Below are 18,468 nucleotides of genomic sequence, written 5' to 3' on the forward strand. Positions count from 1 at the left end.
TTGATTAGACTGCCTCCTTCGATACGACGGAGCGCCCCATGGCCGACCCCCTTCTGATTGCACGGCATGACGCCATCGAGTGCCATCTTCTTCCCAGCCTGGCCAACCGCCACGGCCTGATCACCGGCGCCACCGGCACCGGCAAGACAGTCACCCTGCAGACCATCGCACAGCAGCTCTCCAGCATTGGCGTGCCGGTGTTCATGGCCGACGTCAAGGGCGACCTGACCGGCATCAGCCAGAAGGGTGCCATCGGCGGCAAGCTGGCGGCCACGCTGAAAGAACGCGGCATCGACCTGCCCGAGCCCTCCGCCTGCCCCGTCACGCTGTGGGACGTGTTCGGCGAACAGGGCCATCCGGTGCGCGCCACCGTCTCCGACATGGGCCCGCTGCTGCTGACCCGCATGCTCGACCTGAACGACACCCAGGCCGGCGTGCTGAACCTGGTGTTCAAGATCGCCGACGACAACGGCCTGCTGCTGCTCGACCTGAAAGACCTGCGCGCCATGCTGCAGTACGTGGGCGAGAACGCGAGCCAGTTCACCACCCAGTACGGCAACATCAGCGCCGCCAGCGTGGGCGCCATCCAGCGCGGCCTGCTGCAGATCGAGACCCAGGGCGGCGACCAGTTCTTCGGCGAGCCGATGCTCAACATCGCCGATTTCATGCAGACCGTGGGCGGCAAGGGGGTCGTCAACGTCCTCGCAGCCGACAAGCTCATGAACTCGCCGCGCCTGTACGCCACCTTCCTGCTGTGGATGCTCTCGGAGCTGTTCGAGCAGCTGCCCGAAATCGGCGATCCCGAGCAGCCCAAGCTGGCCTTCTTCTTCGACGAGGCCCACCTGCTGTTCAACGAGGCCCCCAAGGCGCTGGTGGAACGCATCGAGCTGGTGGTGCGCCTGGTGCGTTCCAAGGGCGTGGGCGTGTATTTCGTCACGCAGAACCCGCTGGACATTCCCGACACGGTGCTGGCCCAGCTGGGCAACCGCGTGCAGCACGCGCTGCGCGCATTCACCCCGCGCGACCAGAAGGCCGTGAAGGCGGCCGCCAGCACCATGCGGCAGAAGCCGGGCCTCGACATCGAGACCGCCATCACCGAACTCGCGGTCGGCGAGGCGCTCGTGAGCTTCCTCGACGAAAAGGGCCGCCCGAGCGTGACTGAACGCGTGTTCGTGCTTCCGCCGGGCAGCCAGCTCGGCCCGATTACGCCCGACCAGCGCAAGGCACTGGTCGCCGGCTCGCTGGTGGCCGGCGTCTACGAGAAGACGGTGGACCGCGAATCGGCCTACGAAAAGCTCAAGGGCCGCGCCGAGAGCGCACCCGACGCGCCCGCGGTTGGCGCGGGTGGCAAGTCCGCGGCCGAATCGTCCGGCTCCGGCATGGGCGGCATGCTCAACGACATGCTCTTCGGTACCACCTGCCCGCGCGGCGCGAAGCACGACGGGCTGGTGCAGACCATGGCCAAGTCGGCGGTGCGCACGATGGGCACCTCGGTGGGCAAGGAGATCCTGCGCGGGGTGCTGGGCGGGATCTTCGGCAGCAAGAAGCGCTGACGAGGAAAAACCGGGCCGCCTACCAGCGCAGCAGGCGCGGCCCCAGCGCGGCGCCGGCCAGCACCGGCACCGCGATCCCGCTCACGTACCAGACTGCGAGAAACGGCGCGGTGAGTTCCATGCAGTGCAGCGCATAGATCGCGGCACCAACGCCTCCGGCCAGCGCCCCGGCCGCGGCCCCCGCCAGCGCCGGCCGCGTGGGCGCCATTCCCTTGAGCGCCACCAGCGTGGCCGCGAACATCGGCAGCGCCATCAGCCCGATGCTCAGCGCGCAGATGCGCCATGACTGCCCCATCAGCGAGGGCATGCGCTCTTCCATCGGCACGGTGAACCAGGCGGCCACCGCCAGCGCCCACACCCCGAGCACCGGCAGCACCGCGCCGACCCAAGCGCGCCGCGGCGCCACACCCGGCCGTGCAAGCCGCTCCACGGCGACGAAGCCGGCCGCCGCGATGCACAGCGGGAACATCACCTTGACCCAGAACATCGGCCAGAACATGGCCTGCACGATGTCGTGCCGCATGCCGTAGCCAGCGAACAGGATCGCGAACGAGAGCGGCAGGCCCAGCAACACCGCCAGCCCGATGCGCCGGCTGGCGCGGCGGCGCGGCGCGGCCACCTCGCCATTCGCCAGCATCGCGACGAGATCGTCGGTCTTCATGCCGCACCTCCCCAGCTGCTGCCGCACCGGGCCGCCAACGCCTTGAGCCCGCGGTGGATGCCGACCTTCACGGCCGACTCCGACATGCCGATCAGGCTCGCGGTTTCCGCCACCGACAGGCCTTCGATCTTCACGTGCACGATCGGCAGGCGCTGGCGCTCGGGCAGGGTCTCGAGCAGGCCACCGAGGTCGCGCTTGGCATCGCTGGCCTCCTCGGCCGATTCGGTGAACACGGCCAGGTCGTCATCCAGCGGGTCATGCAGGTCTTCGCGGACCGACTTGGCGCGCAGCAGGTCGATCATCTTGTAGCGCGCAATCGCATGCACCCAGGCCGTCAGCGGCTGGTCGCTCTGGTAGGTGTGGCGCTGGTTGTGCATGGCGAGCAGGCATTCCTGGACGAGGTCTTCCACTTCATCGGGCCAGCCAAAGAGGCGCTTGCCCAGAAAGGCGCGCAGGTGCGCGCTGAGTCGCTGCAGGAAGTCGCGGTAGGCCTTCGCGTCGCCCTCGAGGCCGCGAAGGAACAGGCTGCGCAGCGCCGCTTCCGCGTCGCTCGGGTTCATCCTGCTGCCTATTGTGTTTCGTGCCATCGGGCCGGCCGGTTACAGCCGCGTCGAAAAAAGATTCCGGCTGATTGTGCCCAAGCCACCCGCTTGCAAGCGCCACACGCCATCGGTACATTGTGTTTTTTGAGGGCCTCCAATGTCTGCAGACAGTACAACGATCCCTGCCGTCCCCGGCGGCGTCACGCCCCTCCCCCCGCTCCATCCCTCGACGTCGACCGGCCATATCCGGCTCACCTCGCACGCCGGCGGCTTCGGTGCCCTGCCCATCCAGTGGGGCGCGGCCACCGCCACCGAACGAGGGCCGGTCGTCGGCACCACCACCAAGCGCGCGCACCGCAACGTCATCGGCACGCACAGCGGTTCCTACAGCGTGTACCGCGCGTTGGCGGTGGCGGCCGGGGCGCTCAAGCGCGAGCACAAGGCCGACCTGACCAACACCGCGCCGACCGACGTGATCGGCCCGTATCCGCAGTGGAGCGATCCGGGCCGCATCGTGTCGCTCGACCCGTGGGGTGCGCTGGTGGCCGATGTGTTTTCTACAGAACTCGCGGCGGGCTACGACATCCGCCCGACCATCGCGATCACGAAGGCCCATGTGATCCTGCCCGAGGTGATCGAGGCGCTGCAGAGCGGCCGCCTCAAGGCCGACGGCAAGTTCCTCACCGCCGGTGGCGCAGCGATGGTCACCAAGGCTGCGATCGAACCCGTGTGGTACCTGCCCGAGGTGGCGCGGCGCTTCGGCTGCTCCGAGACCGACCTGCGCCGCACGCTGTTCGAGGAAACCGGCGGCATGTACCCCGAGCTGGTCACGCGCTCCGACCTCGAAGTGTTCCTGCCGCCCATCGGCGGGCAGACGCTCTACATCTTCGGCAACCCGCGCGACCTGGCCAATCCCGACGTTGAGCTCACCGCGCGCATCCATGACGAGTGCAACGGCTCCGACGTGTTCGGCTCCGACATCTGCACCTGCCGGCCCTACCTCACGCACGCCATCGAGGAGTGCATCCAGGGTGCGCAGCGCGGCGGCGTCGGCCTCATCGCCTACTCGCGCAAGGAAGGCCGCGCGCTCGGCGAAGTGACCAAGTTCCTGGTCTACAACGCCCGCAAGCGCCAGGTCGGCGGCGATACGGCCGACCAGTATTTCGCGCGCACCGAGTGCGTGGCCGGCGTGCAGGACATGCGCTTCCAGGAGCTGATGCCCGACGTCTTCCACTGGCTCGGCATCAAGAAGATCCATCGGCTCGTGTCGATGAGCAACATGAAGTTCGACGCGATCACCGGCTCGGGCATCGAGATCGGCGAGCGGGTGAACATTCCCGACGAGCTGATTCCAGCGGACGCTCGCGTCGAGATGGACGCGAAGATGGCCGCCGGCTATTTCACGCCCGGCCCGGTGCCGGACGCCGACGAACTCAGGAAGGCCAAGGGCCGGGGACTCGCCGAATGAGCAACAGCCACGACAAATTCGACAACATGCCGGTCGACGGATCGGGCAGCTTGCCGCCGGGCGGCGCGGGCGAGATCGACCCGTCCATCGAATTCACCGCCGACACCGCGCACCCTGCCGGCGCGGCCAGCCTGCTGCGCACCACGGCCGCCATCCGGCAGCGCGCGGGCGCCCTGCTGGCGCGTGCGCGCCGGGGCGAATCGCAGTGGTTCCGCATCGGCGGCGACGACACGCTCGAAGACGCCGCGCGCACCGTCGCGGAGGTCACGCGCGAGCGCTATCCGTGGGACACCATCCCGTACCACAGCCGCTGGCGCCATTTCGAGGCGGGGGGCGTCGACCGGCTGAAGCAGTTGGACGAGTTGCTCGGTCCGCGCATCGATGCGCGGCAGCGCGCCCGCGCGCACATTGATCTCGTGCTGGTGAGCGTGCTGCTCGACGCCGGTGCAGGCCCGGACTGGGGCTACACCGAGCCGGCCACGGGCGCGCGCTTCACTCGTTCCGAAGGGCTGGGCGTGGCGAGCTTCCACGCATTCACCAGCGGGCTTTTCTCGTCCGACCCCGACCGGCCGCTGCAGGCCGATGCGGCCGGGCTGCGTGGTCTCGTGACCGACAGGCTCGGCGATGCCTTCCAGGTCAGCACGGTCAATCCGCTGGTCGGCCTGACCGGCCGCGCGGTGCTGCTGCGCCGGCTCGGCGAAGCAATGAGCGAACAACCCGAGACCTTCGGCGACGATGGCCGGCCCGCGGGCATGTTCGACGCACTGGTAGCGCCCTTCGGTGCCGCCGCGCCACCCACGGCCGAGATCACAGCGCACCAGATCCTGTCCCTGTTGCTCGAAACGCTTTCGGGCATCTGGCCTTCCGCCAATGCCGTCGACAGCATCGCCGCCGACGGCAGCGACAGCGCAGGCGGCATCGGCTCGGGCGACCCGGCGCTGGCGCTGGGCGACTGCTGGCGCCACAGCGCGGTGCGCGGCCCCGGCCTCACCAATGGCTGGATGCCCTTCCACAAGCTTTCGCAGTGGCTCACGTACTCGCTGCTCGAGCCCTTCGAGTGGGCCGGCGTGAAGGTGCGGCACCTCGACGCACTCACCGCCCTGCCCGAATACCGCAACGGCGGCCTGCTGATCGACAGCGGCGTGATCGTGCCCAAGGACCCGGCCTTTCTCGCCCGCCATTGGAAGGCTGGCGACGAGTTCATCGTCGAGTGGCGCGCGCTGACCGTGGCGCTGCTCGACGAGGTGGCGCCGCGTGTGCGCAAGGTGCTCGACCGCACCGAGGAAGAGCTGCCGCTGGCCTGCGTGCTCGAAGGCGGCACCTGGGCGGCGGGCCGGGCTCTGGCACAGCGCTTGCGTAACGGTGCTCCGCCTCTGCTGATCGAGAGCGACGGCACTGTCTTCTAGACTCCCGGTTTTCAGCAACGATAGAAAAAATCCAATGAGCAACGTCCACCTCGTCAACCACCCCCTTGTCCAGCACAAGCTCACGCTGATGCGCCGCAAGGATGCGTCCACCAACAGCTTCCGCCGACTCCTCAATGAAATCAGCATGCTGATGGCCTACGAGGTCACGCGCGACATGCCGATGCAGGACATCGAGGTCGAGACCCCGCTCGAGACCATGCAGGCCAAGGTCATCGACGGCAAGAAGCTCGTGCTGGTGTCGATCCTGCGTGCCGGCACCGGTATCCTGGACGGCATGCTAACGGTGGTGCCGGGTGCGCGCGTCGGCCACATCGGCCTGTACCGCGACCCCAAGACGCTGACGGCCGTCGAGTACTACTTCAAGATGCCGGGCGAGATGGAGAACCGCGACGTGATCGTGGTCGACCCGATGCTGGCAACCGGCAACTCGGCCGTGGCCGCGGTCGAGCGCCTGAAGGAGCTCAACCCCAAGTCGATCAAGTTCGTCTGCCTGCTGACCTGCCCCGAGGGCGTCGCGACGATGCAGAAGGCTCATCCCGACGTGCCGATCTACACCGCCGCGATCGACCGCGAGCTGAACAGCCACGGGTACATCCTGCCGGGCCTCGGCGACGCGGGCGACCGCATCTTCGGCACGAAATAAGGCTCGCCCCCAGGCTGCGCGCACTTCGTGTCGCTACGCCTTCCCCCTACCGGGGGCAACACCTGCGGCCCGGCAAAGCCGGTTCCGCGGTGTTTCTGGAACAGGCGCGAGTGATTTTCAACCGCATGTACTTTTCATAAACCGAGGAGAAGCACCGTGACAGCACGCCGCCAGTTGATCATCCGTTCCGTCGCCATTGCCGCATCGCTTGCGGCGGGCACACCCGGCCTTGCGCTCGCGCAGCAGGCCAAGCTGAAGGTGGCGGCGGTGTACACCGTGCCCTTCGAGCAGCAATGGGTGGGCCGCATCCACAAGGCGCTGAAGGCGGCCGAGGCGCGCGGCGAGATCGAATACAAGGCCACCGAGAACGTCAGCAACGCCGACTACGAACGCGTGATGCGCGAGTACGCCACCGGCGGCAACCAGCTGATCCTGGGCGAGGTGTTCGGCGTGGAAGCGGCTGCACGCAAGGTGGCCAGGGACTTTCCCAAGGTGGCCTTCCTGATGGGCTCGTCGCTCAAGCCGCAGGCGCCCAACTTCAGCGTGTTCGACAACTACATCCAGGAGCCGGCCTACCTGAGCGGCATGGTCGCGGGCGGCATGACGAAGAGCAACCGCATCGGCATGGTCGGCGGCTTCCCGATCCCCGAGGTCAACCGCCTGATGAACGCGTTCATGGCCGGCGCGAAGGAAACGAATCCGAAGGTGGAGTTCAGCGTGAGCTTCATCAACAGCTGGTTCGACCCGCCGAAAGCCAAGGAAGCAGCCTTCGCCATGATCGACAAGGGCGCCGACGTGATGTACGCCGAGCGCTTCGGCGTCTCTGACGCGGCCAAGGAAAAGGGCAAGCTCGCCATCGGCAACGTGATCGACACGCAGGGCCAGTACCCCGACACGGTGGTGGCCTCCGCCCTGTGGAACTTCGAGCCCGCTGCCGACCGCGCGATCAAGCTCGTGAAGGAAGGCAAGTTCACGGCCGAGGACTACGGCGTGTACGCACAGATGAAGCACAAGGGCTCCGAGCTCGCGCCGCTGGGCACCTTCGAGAAGAAGGTGCCGGCCGACATCGTCGCCAAGGTGAAGGCGAGGCAGGCCGACATCCTGTCGGGCAAGTTCACGGTGAAGGTGGACGACAGCCAGCCCAAGTCCACCGCAAAGTAATGACGCCGATGACGACGATCCGCTGGCGTTTTCTTATCGCGGCCGGTGCGCTGGCCCTCGGCCTGAGCGGCTGCGCCGGTGTTTCCAAAGGCATCGCCAGCACCACGCGGCTCGACGACGCGCCCCGCATCGCAGTGCTCTCGGCCTTCGAACCCGAGCTCAAGCTGCTGCTGACGCGCCTGCAAGGCCCGGTGAAATACAGCGTGAACGGCGTAGAGTTCACCACCGGCACGCTCGAAGGCAAGCCCGTGGTGCTGTTCCTCTCGGGCATCAGCATGACGAACGCGACGATGAACACGCAGCTCGTGCTCGACCGATTCCGCGTCACGAACATCGTGTTCAGCGGCATCGCAGGCGGCGTGAATCCGTCGTTGCACGTCGGCGACGTCACGGTGGCGGCCCAGTGGGGCCAGTACCTCGAAGTACTGATGGCGCGCGAAACCGCGCCCGGCAAGTACACGGCGCCCCCCTTCATCACCGACGCCACGCTGCCCAACTTCGGCATGATGCATCCGCGGCCCGTGGAGGTGCGCTCGGCGGCGCATCCGCAGATCGTGCGCAAGTTCTGGTTCGAGGCCGACCCGAAGATGCTGGAGGTGGCACGCGGCATCCGCAACGTCGACCTTGCCAACTGCAGCGCCGGCAAGTGCCTGCCGCGCAAGCCGCAGCTGGTGGTGGGCGGCAACGGCGTCTCGGGCCAGGCCTTCATGGACAACAAGGCCTACCGCGAATACACCTACAAGACCTTCCAGGCCAACGTGCTCGACATGGAAACCGCAGCCGTGGGCATGGTCGCCTACAGCAACGGCGTGCCATACATCGCCTTCCGATCGCTCAGCGACCTCGCGGGCGGCGGCGACGGCGAGAACGAGATGGGCACCTTCATGGGCATTGCGGCGGACAACTCGGCCAAGGTCATGCTGGCGTTCCTGGCTGCGTGGAAGTGATCCCGTCTTTGCTCCCTCCCCCGCTGGGGGAGGGCTGGGGCGGGGGCACGCGGCCTTCGATCGATCACGGTAGTGCGGCGAGCGCCGCTTGCCCCCATCCCAGCCTTCCCCCGGAAGGGGAAGGAGCAAGACCTTCATGAACACCACGACCGTTCTCCGCCTCCAAGGCATCACCAAGCGCTTCGGCTCCCTCGTCGCCAACGACGCCATTTCCCTCGACCTGCAGGCCGGCGAGGTGCTCGCGCTGCTCGGGGAGAACGGCGCCGGCAAGTCGACGCTGATGTCCATCCTGTTCGGCCACTACGTCGCCGACGAAGGCGGCATCGAAGTCTTCGGCGCACCGCTGCCACCGGGCAACCCGAAAGCCGCGCTCGCCGCCGGCGTGGGCATGGTGCACCAGCATTTCACGCTGGCCGACAACCTCAGCGTGCTCGACAACGTGATGATGGGCACCGAGCCGCTGTGGCACCCGGTGTCGCGCCGCGCCGCCGCACGCACCAGGCTGCTCGAGGTGGCCCGGCGCTTCGGCCTGCCGGTGCAGCCTGATGCGCAGATCGGCAGCCTCTCGGTTGGCGAGCGCCAGCGCGTGGAAATCCTCAAGGCGCTGTACCGCGGCGCGCGCATCCTGATCCTCGACGAGCCGACCGCCGTGCTCACGCCGCAGGAAAGCGAGGCGTTGCTCGCAACGCTCGCGCAGATGGTGGCGCAGGGCCTGTCGGTGATCTTCATCAGCCACAAGCTCGGCGAGGTGCTGCGCGTGTCGCACCGCATTGCCGTGCTGCGCGGCGGCAAGCTGGTGGCGCAGGCGCGCACCGCCGACACCACCCAGGCGCAGCTCGCGCTGTGGATGGTCGGGCATGCGGTCGATGCGCCGCAGCGGCGGCCGGCCGGGTCGGTGGGCGATGCGGTCTGTGTGCTCGATCACGTGAGCACCGCATCGGACAAGGACGGCGGGCGGGACCATTCAGCCGGCCTTCGCGAGGTATCGCTGACGCTGCGCGCTGGCGAGATCACCGCCATTGCGGGCGTCTCCGGCAACGGCCAGGTGGCGCTCGCCGAGCTGCTGAGCGGCACGCGCCGCGCAACGGCCGGCACGGCGCAGTTGATGGGACGCGCATTGCCGCCCTCGCCCGCCCGGCTGGTGCAGCGCGGCGTTGCGCGCATCCCGGAAGACCGGCATGCCGTCGGCGTGGTCGGTGATCTGCCGGTGTGGGAGAACGCGGTGTCGGAACGGCTGCGCAGCCCGGTGTTCTCGCGCTGGTCGTGGATCGTGAGGCGCGCCACCGCCCGGCTGCATGCGCGGCGCATCGAGAAGGCATTCGACGTGCGCGGCGCCGGTCTGATGGCGCCGGCCCGTTCGCTCTCCGGCGGGAACATGCAGAAACTGATCCTTGGGCGTGCACTGCTCGCGCCGGAGCAGCCCGAAGCTGCCAGGGGCGACGACAGCAGGAAGCACCCGCACCGCGCGCCGCGCCTGATCGTCGCGCACCAGCCGACCTGGGGCCTCGACATCGGCGCGGTGGCCTATGTGCAGCAGCAACTGATTGCCGCACGCGATGCTGGCGCGGCCGTGCTGCTGATCTCTGACGACCTCGACGAAGTGCTCGCGCTCGGCGATCGCGTGGCCGTGATGCATGACGGCCACCTGGGCGAAGCCCGTCCGGCCGCGGCTTGGACGCGCGAAGCCATCGGGCTTGCCATGGCCGGCGCGACGGCGCCTCAAGCCAAGGAGGTGGCACCATGATGCGGCTCGAACGACGCCACGAGACCTCGCGTGCCGCGCTGGTGCTTGCCCCCATCGGCGCGGTCGTCTTCACCATGGCGGTCAGCGCGCTGCTGGTGCTGTGGGCCGGCGCGCCGGTCGGCCGCACGTATGCGCTGCTGCTGCAGGGCGGCTTCGGCTCGGTGTTCGCGTGGAGCGAAACGCTGACGCGCGCGATTCCGCTGATCCTCACCGGACTGGCGGCCACCGTTGCCTTCAAGGCGCGGCTCTTCAACATCGGCGCCGAAGGCCAGCTCTACGCGGGTGCGCTGGCCGCCGTCGCCGTGGGCGGCATGCATGGCGGCACGGGCTTCGAGCTGTCGCCCTGGCTGCTGTTCCCGCTGATGATGCTGGCGGCAGCAGCAGCCGGCGCGCTGATGCTGCTGGGCCCGGCGCTGATGAAGAACAAGCTCGGCGTGGACGAGGTCGTCACCACGCTGCTGATCAACTTCATCGTGCTGCTCGGCGTCTCGGCGCTGCTCGACGGGCCGATGAAAGACCCGAGCGCCATGGGCTGGCCGCAGAGCGTGTCGCTGCAATCCGACCTGGAGCTGGGCAAGCTCATCGCACAGACGCGCGTGCACACCGGGCTGCTGTGGGCCGTGTCGCTCGCCGTGATGGTGTGGGCCGTCTTCAAGTACACGGTGCTGGGTTTCGACATTCGCGCCGTGGGTGCGAATGCGCGCGCCGCGGCCTTCGCGGGCGTGCCGGTGACGCGCACCGTGGTCATGGTGGCGCTGCTCTCGGGCGCGCTGGCCGGACTGGCCGGCGCGATCGAGGTGGCGGGCCGCACGAGCTACGTCACGCTCGACATGTCGCCGGGCTACGGCTACACGGGCATCGTGATCGCGATGCTGGCGGGGCTGCATCCGCTGGGCGTGATCGCGGCCGGCCTGTTCGTGGCGGGCGTGCTGGTCGGCGCCGACACCATGAGCCGCGCGATCGGCGTGCCGACCTACATTGCGGACGTGATCGTCGCGGCCTCGCTGATCGCGGTGCTGGTGGCAACGCTGCTGACGCAATACCGGGTGCGATTCAAATGACAGCCTGGCCCTCCCCGGTCTTGCCCCTTCCCCTCCCGGGGGAAGGATGGGATGGGGGCATCGGCCTCCATTTCGAGCGCCGCTTGCCCCCACCCCGCCCCTCCCCCAGCGGGGGAGGGAGAAACTCTCCATGACCGACCTGCTCGACATCCTCGCCAATCCGGCTTTCTGGGTCGCGGTGCTGCGCATCGCCACGCCGCTGATTCTCGGCACGCTCGGCGTGCTGCTGTGCGAGCGCGCGGGCGTGCTCAACCTCGGCATCGAAGGGATCATGATCGCGGGCGCCTTCACCGGCTGGCTCGCGGTGTATGCAGGCGCCCCGCTGTGGGTGGGCGTGGGCGTGGCCGCGCTGACGGGCCTGGTGTTCGGGCTGCTGCACGCCTTTCTCACCGTCGGCCTGGCGTTGTCGCAGCATGTCTCGGGGCTGGGCATCACGCTGCTGGCGACCGCGCTCAGCTACTTCGGCTACCGCGTGAGCTTTCCGAAGGTGAACACGCCGCCGACCATCACGCCCTTTGCGCCGATGGACTGGCTGCCCATCCCGATCCTCAATGCCCAGACCGCGCTCACGCTGTTCGCGCTGCTGCTGGTGCCCATCATCGGCTGGGTGCTGTACCGCACGCCGCTCGGGCTCGCGCTGCGCATGGTCGGCGAGAACCCGCAGGCGGCCGAGAGCCAGGGCGTGTCGGTTGCGGCCACGCGCACGGGCGCCATCGTCGCGGGCTCGGCGCTGATGGGCGTGGCGGGCTCGTTCCTCACGCTGTCTGCCTTCAACGCCTTCTTCTTCAACATGGTGAACGGCCGCGGCTGGATCTGCGTGGCGCTGGTGGTGTTCGCTTCGTGGCGTCCGGGCAAGGCGCTGGTCGGCGCGCTGCTGTTCGCGTTTTTCGACGCGCTGCAGCTGCGGCTGCAACAATCGGGCGATGCCGTGCTGCCTTACCAGCTGTACCTCATGCTGCCGTACCTGCTGTCGGTCTTGGCGCTGGTGCTGGTGGCGCGCAAGGCCAGCTATCCGCAGGCGCTGATGAAGCCGTATCGCAAAGGGGAACGCTGATGACCACCATGACCGCCACCGCCATGCGAGGCGCACTGCTAGCGGCATTGCTGACGCTGGGTGGCAAGGGGGCTCATGCGCTGGGCATGAACTACGGCTACGAGGCCTTCAGCACGGCCGACGCCGTAACCTGGGTGCAGATGTGCGGCACCTGGGGCAAGGACCACCACGGCACCTACCGCGTCGTGCACGCCGAGCAATACGCGCAGTCATTCCTCTACGTGCAGTGGATGGCGCGTGACGCCAACGGCAGCCTGCATGCAGAGCACACGGTGGCGATCGCCGAGCTCGACAACGACCACGCCGAAATCTCGCTGTCCGACCTCACCTGCCGCGCCACGCCGCGCGGCATCGTGGTGACGGCCAAGGCCGATTCGGGGCACGATGAGAAGCTGCGCCGAGTGACCATCGAGGTCGGGCCGGCGCCGGGGCAGTACCGGTATCGGGCGCAGAACACGCGCTGAAGTGCCGGCGCTCGATCGAAAACAGAACACGCAAAGGCCGCCACGATGCTCGACCTCCTCATCACCAACGCCACCCTCCCCGACGGCCGCACCGGCATGTCGATCGCCGTGCAGGGCGGCCGCATCGCCGAAGTCACCGCAGGCCTCGACGCACCGGCGCACGAGAAGCTCGATGCACAAGGCCTGTTGCTCGCGCCCCATTTCGTCGACCCGCACTTCCACATGGACGCCACGCTGAGCTACGGCCTGCCGCGCGTCAACGAGAGCGGCACGCTGCTCGAAGGCATCGCGCTGTGGGGCGAGCTGAAGCCGCTGCTCACGGCCGACGCGCTGATCGAGCGCGCCCTGGCTTACTGCGACTGGGCCGTGGCCAAGGGGCTGCTGGCCGTTCGCTCCCACGTGGACACCAGCGACCCGAGCCTGCTCGCGGTCGATGCGCTGCTCGAAGTCAAGCGCAAGGTGGCGCCCTATCTCGACCTGCAGCTGGTCGCCTTCCCGCAGGACGGGGTGCTGCGCTCGCACGGTGGTGTCGAGAACCTGGAACGCGCGCTCGACAAGGGCGTGGACGTGGTCGGCGGCATTCCGCATTTCGAGCGCACCATGGCCGATGGCGCGGCCAGCGTGAAGCTTCTGTGCGAAATCGCCGCCCAACGCGGCAAGCTGGTCGACATGCACTGCGACGAGTCGGACGACCCGCTCTCGCGCCACATCGAGACGCTGGCCTTCGAGGCGCAGCGCCTCGGCATGCAGGGCCGCGTGACGGGCTCGCACTGTACGTCGATGCACTCGATGGACAACTACTACGTGAGCAAGCTGCTGCCGCTGATCGCGCAGAGCGGCGTGGCCGTCGTCGCCAATCCGCTCATCAACATCACGCTGCAGGGCCGCCACGACACCTACCCCAAGCGCCGCGGCATGACGCGCGTGCCCGAACTGATGGCCGCCGGAGTGAACGTCGCCTTCGGCCACGACTGCGTGATGGACCCGTGGTACGGCATGGGCTCGGGCGACATGCTCGAAGTGGCGCACATGGGCCTGCACGTGGCGCAGATGACCAGCCAGGCCGGCATCCGCCAGTGCTTCGAGGCGGTGACGACCCATGCGGCGCGCGTGATGCACCTGCAGGGCTACGGGATAGAGGCGGGCTGCGAAGCGAGCTTCGTGCTGCTGCAGGCGCGTGACCCGGTCGAGGCGATCCGCCTGCGCGCGACGCGGCTCAAGGTCTTCCGCAAGGGGCAGCTGCTGGCGCAGACGCCGGCCGCGACGGCCGCGCTGCATCTGCCGGGGCGCGGCAGCGAGACTGCCTGGATGCGTTAGGCCACGCGATCCGGTTGCACGTCGGGCACGAGTTGCCGCGCGAGCGCTGCCAGCGCTTCGCCGACCGGGCGTTCGATCTTCAGCGTGAGCAACGCATCGGCCCGTGTGCGGCCCAGGTTCACCGCAGCCACGGGCTTGCCCGCCGCGGCGGCCGCCTGCACGAAGCGGAAGCCCGAATACACCATCAGCGACGAGCCTGCCACAAGCACCGCGTCGGCCTCCTCCAGCGCCGTGAAGGCGGCCGTGACGCGCTCCTTCGGCACGCTTTCGCCGAAGAACACCACGTCGGGCTTGAGCAGGCCGCCGCAGTGGGTGCAGGCAGGCACGTCAAAGGCGGAAAAGTCATGGCCTTCGAGATCGGCATCGCCGTCGGGCGCGGTGCGGGCTTCGAGCGCAGCCCAGTGCGGGTTGCGCCGCCGCAGTTCGAGCTGCAGCGCCGCGCGCGGGATGCGCCGCTCGCAGGCCATGCAACGCACGGTGTCGATGCGCCCGTGCAGGTCGATGGCGCCGCGACTGCCGGCCGCTTCGTGCAGCCCGTCGACGTTTTGCGTGAGCAGCAAGCCCACGCGGCCTGCCGCCTCCATCCGCGCCAGCGCCCGGTGCGCCGCACCCGGGCGGGCGCCGGCCATGGTCGGCCAGCCGATCAGGCTGCGCGCCCAGTAGCGGCGGCGCGTGGATTCCTCGCCCATGAAGGCCTGGTAGGTGACGGGCGACGGACGCTTCCATTCGCCCTCGGCGTCCCGGTAGTCGGGAATGCCCGATTCGGTGCTGCACCCCGCACCGGTGAGCACGAAGAGCTTGCGATGGCGCGTGGCGAAGTCGGCGAGCGCGGCGGAATTGGCATCCATCCGGGGAGCATACGTGGCCGAGACGCAGACTGCGTGCCGAGGGAAATGGCCGATGTCCGCGAACTGTGCCAGGCGACGACCGTTGCATCCGCGGGCCGCTCTTCTTACGATGCCTTCACCCCTCATCAGGAGTTTGCATGAAAGTCCAGGGCGCCTGCCATTGCGGCCAGATCACCTACGAAGCCGACGTCGATCCCGAGAAGGTCGGCCTGTGCAGCTGCAGCGACTGCCAGGTGCTGTCGGGCTCTGCTTACCGCGTATCGGCGACGGTGCCGGCCTCCAGCTTCCTCCTGCTGACCGGCACGCCGAAGGTCTACGTGAAGACGGCCGAGAGCGGCAAGCGGCGGCGGCAGAGTTTCTGCGGGCACTGCGGCACGTCGATCTCTTCGAGCGCGGACAGCGACGCGCCACCCAGCTATACGCTGCGCATCGGACCGATGGCACAACGCGCACTGCTGCCCCCGCGCCGCCGGGTCTGGTGCCGCTCGGCTCTGGCCTGGTCGGAAGACCTGCGCGGGCTGCCGGCCTTCGACAAGGGGGCACCCTAGCGCTGCTGCAGCCCCGCCTCCCGCGCGAAGCGGGGCGACGAATCAGGCTTCGGGCGCGATGGCCTCGGCGTATTCGTAGAGTGCGCCCAGGATCTCCTCTCCACGCTCGTCGGCGTTCTCGGAGAGCGCATCGACCTCGCTGAACAGCATCTCGATGGTGCGCGCCCCGCCCTCGCCCTTGAAGAGCCGGGCCACGCGCAGGGCCTCCCAGCGCTCGGCTTCTTCCTCGTTCAGCAGTTGCGGCCAGTTGCGTGCGCGATAGCGAAACAGGATCTCGTCGAGCCGGCCGTCGTCGAAGCCGGTGCGGTCCTTGGCCAGCTCCTCGGGCGACAGGTTGCGCAACTGGTTCAGGCGCCGGCGGTCGGCGTTGCCGACGAAGCCGCCGTAGAGGTCTTCGTCGACGTCGGGCGTGGCCTCCTTCGGCCGGGCGTACACCTGTGACCAGATCGCGCTCATGTCGGGCAGGTCACGCGCGATGGCGGCGTGGCGCATGGCGGTGTCGAGATCGACGCCCCAGCGCCCCGCCATGGCCGGCGCGAGCGTGCGCAGGTTGCCGACCACCATCGGCGACTTGTTGAGGTGGATGCCTTTCATGGGCAGACGCACGACGCCTTCGGGCAGGTCGGCCGTGCGGCAGAACAGGCGCAGCCGCAGCGTGTCGACATCGAGGTCGCGCAGTTCGCTCGGGTCGTATGCCAGATCCCAGGCAAGCAGCTCGTTCTTGTTGGTGGGGTGGCTGGCCAGCGGCCACATCACGGCCAGGCAGCCGCGCTCGACCGGGAACATGCCCGAGATGTGCAGGAAGGGCTTGGCGGTCTCGCGCATCGCGGGCAGGCCGAGTTCGCTGGCCACGCGGTCCTTCTTGTGCAGGCCGAAGGCGAAGTCGAACAGCTTGGGTTGCTTGTCGCGAATCAGCCGGGCCAGCGCGATGGTGGCGCGCACATCGGACAGCGCGTCGTGCGCCGATTCGTGCAGCAGGCCGTTGGCGCGCGCCAGGTCTTCGAGCTTGAAGCTGGGCTTGCCGTCTTCCTTCTTCGGCCACTCGATGCCGTCGGGGCGCAGCGCATACGTGAGGCGCACCACGTCGAGCAGGTCCCAGCGGCCGCAGTCGTTCTGCCATTCGCGCGCGTACGGGTCGATCAGGTTGCGCCAGAACAGGAAGCGCGTGACCTCGTCGTCGAAGCGGATGGTGTTGTAGCCCACGCCGATGGTGCCGGGCTGCGAGAAGGCCCGCTCGATGTGCGCCGCGAATTCATGCTCGGGAATGCCGCGCTCCAGGCACACCTGTGGCGTGATGCCGGTGATCAGGCAGGCCTCGGGGCTGGGCAGGTAGTCCGGCGCGGGCTTGCAGTAGATCATCAGCGGCTCGCCGATTTCGTTGAGCTCTGCATCAGTGCGGATGGCGGCGAACTGCGAGGGACGGTCGCGGCGCGGCACGGCGCCGAAGGTTTCGTAGTCGTGCCAGAGAAAGGTGTGATTCATTCAGAGCAAGGGTGAAAACAAGCGCGCAACGGAATCGCCGAGGCGAATCCAGAAATTCTGTGGCCGGTGGGCGCGCACCGCACCGGAGCTGTGCAGGTCGGTCTCGAACTGCGCCGCCAGCGGCCGGGCCAGTTCCGGACCATAGACCACCGCGCACACCTCGAAGTTGAGGCGGAAGCTGCGGTTGTCGAAATTCGCGGTGCCGATCATCGCGCAATGGTCGTCGACCACCAGGGTCTTGGAGTGCAGCATGCGCGCCTTGTACTCCCAGACCTTCACACCGGCGGCGATCAGTTCATCGAAATACGAGCGCGCGGCGGCGCTCACGATGGCCGAGTCGCTGCGCCGCGGCACCAGCAAGCGCACGTCGACGCCGCGCAGCGCGGCGCTGGTCAGCGCCATCAGCGCGGGCTCGCCCGGCACGAAGTAAGGCGTGGTGAGCCACGCGCGGTGCGTGGCCGAATGGATGGCCTCGACGTGCATGCGGTGGATGGCCTCCATCGTGTTGTCGGGGCCGCTGGTGACGATCTGCACCGGGATATCGCCGGCCTCGAGCTGCGGCAGCATCGCGCTCATGGCGTCGTCCATGTCGCGCGGGTCTTCGCCGGTAGCGTAGGTCCAGTCTTCGAGGAAGGTGGTCTGCAGCCAGCGCACGGCGCTGCCCTCGATGCGCAGGTGCACGTCGTGGTACGCATCGGGCCGGGTGCGCTTGTCTTCCTCATCGGTGATGTTCACGCCACCCGTGAAGCCCACGCGGCCGTCGCACACCACGATCTTGCGGTGGGTGCGGTAGTTGGTCACGGGGCGCAGGCGGCGGCCGATCTTGGTGTCGTGGAACAGCGCCACCTTGACGCCCGCCTCGTGCAGCGGCGCCATGAACTTGCGGCCGACGCGCTTGGAGCCCAGTGCATCGATCAGCAGGCGCACCGTCACGCCCTGCTTCGCGCGCTCGACCAGCAGGTCGCGCAGCGCGGTGCCGATCCTGTCGGGCTCGAAGATGTAGTACTCGAGGTGGACGTGGTTCCGTGCGGCGCGCACGGCCTCGAAGATCGCATCGAAGGTGCGCGCCCCGCCCGAGAGCAGTTCGACATCGACCGCGCTCGACACCGGCAGCCCGCAGGTCGCCGTGCCGAGCTTCGCCATCTGCTGCAGGGCCGGCGGTGCGTTCTGCGCCGCATCGCGCAGCCGCGCCACGTCGGCCTGGGCGAAGGCGCTGGCGCGGCTGCGCAGGCGCTTGAGCCGCTGCTTTCGCAGGCGCTGCGGCCCGAGGAAGTAGTAGATGACGAAGCCCGCGAACGGCAGCAGCGCCAGCGACAGGATCCAGCTCATCGTCGACACCGGCGCGCGCTTTTGCATCACGATCCAGATCGACAGCACCGCGATGTAGCCGCTCCACGCAAGGGAGAGGCCGGTTTTCCATTCGTGGCTGAGTTCGGGGAGGATCAAGGCGAAAAAGCGGTTGGAATGACTGTGATATGGCCAGCCCAAAGGAAAAAGGCCGGTAGCGATGCTACCGGCCTTTGACTTCATTCCTGGAACCGCGGTGGG

Annotated in this window: 17 protein-coding genes; 12 read left to right on the forward strand and 5 right to left on the reverse strand. The window is 68.3% G+C overall.

The features are described from left to right. Window positions 1-38 precede the first annotated feature (38 nt). Window positions 39-1,553 carry a helicase HerA-like domain-containing protein gene (locus ASC92_RS19270; protein WP_056518685.1) on the forward strand — a complete coding sequence of 505 codons (1,515 nt, stop codon included), beginning with the start codon at window positions 39-41 and terminating at the stop codon, window positions 1,551-1,553. A gap of 19 nt (window positions 1,554-1,572) precedes the next feature. On the opposite strand, the gene ASC92_RS19275 is transcribed toward ASC92_RS19270, so the two are convergent. After that, entirely contained in the window at window positions 1,573-2,214 is a 642-nt protein-coding gene (locus ASC92_RS19275) for an NrsF family protein (protein WP_056518687.1), read from the reverse strand. After that, window positions 2,211-2,801, reverse strand: a complete 591-nt coding sequence (locus ASC92_RS19280) for a sigma-70 family RNA polymerase sigma factor (RefSeq protein WP_056518689.1) — start codon at window positions 2,799-2,801, stop codon at window positions 2,211-2,213. The genes ASC92_RS19275 and ASC92_RS19280 overlap by 4 nt, the downstream gene beginning before the upstream one ends. A gap of 112 nt (window positions 2,802-2,913) precedes the next feature. Here ASC92_RS19280 and ASC92_RS19285 point away from each other — a divergent pair, with 112 nt between their 5' ends. The 10 genes from ASC92_RS19285 to ASC92_RS19330 all read left to right on the forward strand — a co-directional run bounded on the left by ASC92_RS19285 (window position 2,914) and on the right by ASC92_RS19330 (window position 14,042). Beyond that, entirely contained in the window at window positions 2,914-4,224 is a 1,311-nt protein-coding gene (locus ASC92_RS19285) for a GTP cyclohydrolase II (RefSeq protein ID WP_056518690.1), read from the forward strand. After that, on the forward strand, window positions 4,221-5,630 hold the full coding sequence (locus ASC92_RS19290) for a URC4/urg3 family protein (RefSeq protein WP_056518692.1): 1,410 nt from the start codon (window positions 4,221-4,223) through the stop codon (window positions 5,628-5,630). The genes ASC92_RS19285 and ASC92_RS19290 overlap by 4 nt, the downstream gene beginning before the upstream one ends. A 34-nt stretch (window positions 5,631-5,664) precedes the next feature. Beyond that, the gene (gene upp / locus ASC92_RS19295) at window positions 5,665-6,294 is read left to right on the forward strand and encodes a uracil phosphoribosyltransferase (RefSeq protein WP_007837874.1); all 630 of its coding nucleotides are present in this window, start codon (window positions 5,665-5,667) and stop codon (window positions 6,292-6,294) included. Between the two features lie 156 nt (window positions 6,295-6,450). Beyond that, entirely contained in the window at window positions 6,451-7,455 is a 1,005-nt protein-coding gene (locus tag ASC92_RS19300; RefSeq protein ID WP_056518694.1) for a BMP family protein, read from the forward strand. 8 nt (window positions 7,456-7,463) lie between these two features. Next, a complete protein-coding gene (locus ASC92_RS19305; protein ID WP_056519140.1) occupies window positions 7,464-8,402 on the forward strand; it encodes a 5'-methylthioadenosine/S-adenosylhomocysteine nucleosidase in 939 nt (312 codons plus the stop codon). A 136-nt stretch (window positions 8,403-8,538) separates the two neighbouring features. Beyond that, window positions 8,539-10,146 carry an ABC transporter ATP-binding protein gene (locus ASC92_RS19310; RefSeq protein WP_056518695.1) on the forward strand — a complete coding sequence of 536 codons (1,608 nt, stop codon included), beginning with the start codon at window positions 8,539-8,541 and terminating at the stop codon, window positions 10,144-10,146. After that, window positions 10,146-11,207, forward strand: a complete 1,062-nt coding sequence (locus ASC92_RS19315) for an ABC transporter permease (protein WP_200936011.1) — start codon at window positions 10,146-10,148, stop codon at window positions 11,205-11,207. The genes ASC92_RS19310 and ASC92_RS19315 overlap by 1 nt, the downstream gene beginning before the upstream one ends. Window positions 11,208-11,337: 130 nt before the next feature. After that, window positions 11,338-12,261, forward strand: a complete 924-nt coding sequence (locus ASC92_RS19320) for an ABC transporter permease (protein ID WP_056518698.1) — start codon at window positions 11,338-11,340, stop codon at window positions 12,259-12,261. Next, window positions 12,261-12,725 (forward strand): hypothetical protein, encoded by a 465-nt coding sequence (locus tag ASC92_RS19325; protein WP_056518699.1) that lies wholly within the window; start codon window positions 12,261-12,263, stop codon window positions 12,723-12,725. Before ASC92_RS19320 ends, ASC92_RS19325 begins: the two co-directional genes overlap by 1 nt. A gap of 45 nt (window positions 12,726-12,770) precedes the next feature. Beyond that, entirely contained in the window at window positions 12,771-14,042 is a 1,272-nt protein-coding gene (locus ASC92_RS19330) for an amidohydrolase family protein (protein ID WP_056518701.1), read from the forward strand. Here the strand turns inward: ASC92_RS19330 and ASC92_RS19335 are convergent. After that, window positions 14,039-14,890 carry an NAD-dependent protein deacetylase gene (locus ASC92_RS19335; RefSeq protein WP_056518703.1) on the reverse strand — a complete coding sequence of 284 codons (852 nt, stop codon included), beginning with the start codon at window positions 14,888-14,890 and terminating at the stop codon, window positions 14,039-14,041. The two genes, ASC92_RS19330 and ASC92_RS19335, sit on opposite strands and share 4 nt — an antisense overlap. 137 nt (window positions 14,891-15,027) lie before the next feature. Between ASC92_RS19335 and ASC92_RS19340 the strand changes: the two genes are divergently transcribed. Beyond that, window positions 15,028-15,438: a GFA family protein gene (locus ASC92_RS19340; protein WP_056518706.1), complete on the forward strand. Its 411-nt coding sequence runs from the start codon at window positions 15,028-15,030 to the stop codon at window positions 15,436-15,438. Window positions 15,439-15,480: 42 nt separating this feature from the next. Here ASC92_RS19340 and sbcB read toward each other — a convergent pair whose 3' ends face one another. After that, the gene (gene sbcB, locus ASC92_RS19345) at window positions 15,481-16,920 is read right to left on the reverse strand and encodes an exodeoxyribonuclease I (RefSeq protein ID WP_056518708.1); all 1,440 of its coding nucleotides are present in this window, start codon (window positions 16,918-16,920) and stop codon (window positions 15,481-15,483) included. Continuing rightward, entirely contained in the window at window positions 16,921-18,366 is a 1,446-nt protein-coding gene (gene cls, locus ASC92_RS19350; protein WP_056519142.1) for a cardiolipin synthase, read from the reverse strand. Between the last annotated feature and the right edge of the window lie 102 nt (window positions 18,367-18,468).

The sequence above is a fragment of the Variovorax sp. Root411 genome (assembly GCF_001425205.1).
Classification (GTDB): domain Bacteria; phylum Pseudomonadota; class Gammaproteobacteria; order Burkholderiales; family Burkholderiaceae_C; genus Variovorax.

Bases quoted from the DNA above. Each gene is read 5' to 3' on its own strand.
- ASC92_RS19270 (WP_056518685.1), top strand. From the start codon at position 39: ATGGCCGACCCCCTTCTGATTGCACGGCATGACGCCATCGAGTGCCAT.
- ASC92_RS19275 (WP_056518687.1), bottom strand. From the start codon at position 2,214: ATGAAGACCGACGATCTCGTCGCGATGCTGGCGAATGGCGAGGTGGCC.
- ASC92_RS19280 (WP_056518689.1), bottom strand. From the start codon at position 2,801: ATGGCACGAAACACAATAGGCAGCAGGATGAACCCGAGCGACGCGGAA.
- ASC92_RS19285 (WP_056518690.1), top strand. From the start codon at position 2,914: ATGTCTGCAGACAGTACAACGATCCCTGCCGTCCCCGGCGGCGTCACG.
- ASC92_RS19290 (WP_056518692.1), top strand. From the start codon at position 4,221: ATGAGCAACAGCCACGACAAATTCGACAACATGCCGGTCGACGGATCG.
- upp (WP_007837874.1), top strand. From the start codon at position 5,665: ATGAGCAACGTCCACCTCGTCAACCACCCCCTTGTCCAGCACAAGCTC.
- ASC92_RS19305 (WP_056519140.1), top strand. From the start codon at position 7,464: ATGACGACGATCCGCTGGCGTTTTCTTATCGCGGCCGGTGCGCTGGCC.
- ASC92_RS19310 (WP_056518695.1), top strand. From the start codon at position 8,539: ATGAACACCACGACCGTTCTCCGCCTCCAAGGCATCACCAAGCGCTTC.
- ASC92_RS19315 (WP_200936011.1), top strand. From the start codon at position 10,146: ATGCGGCTCGAACGACGCCACGAGACCTCGCGTGCCGCGCTGGTGCTT.
- ASC92_RS19320 (WP_056518698.1), top strand. From the start codon at position 11,338: ATGACCGACCTGCTCGACATCCTCGCCAATCCGGCTTTCTGGGTCGCG.
- ASC92_RS19325 (WP_056518699.1), top strand. From the start codon at position 12,261: ATGACCACCATGACCGCCACCGCCATGCGAGGCGCACTGCTAGCGGCA.
- ASC92_RS19330 (WP_056518701.1), top strand. From the start codon at position 12,771: ATGCTCGACCTCCTCATCACCAACGCCACCCTCCCCGACGGCCGCACC.
- ASC92_RS19335 (WP_056518703.1), bottom strand. From the start codon at position 14,890: ATGGATGCCAATTCCGCCGCGCTCGCCGACTTCGCCACGCGCCATCGC.
- ASC92_RS19340 (WP_056518706.1), top strand. From the start codon at position 15,028: ATGAAAGTCCAGGGCGCCTGCCATTGCGGCCAGATCACCTACGAAGCC.
- sbcB (WP_056518708.1), bottom strand. From the start codon at position 16,920: ATGAATCACACCTTTCTCTGGCACGACTACGAAACCTTCGGCGCCGTG.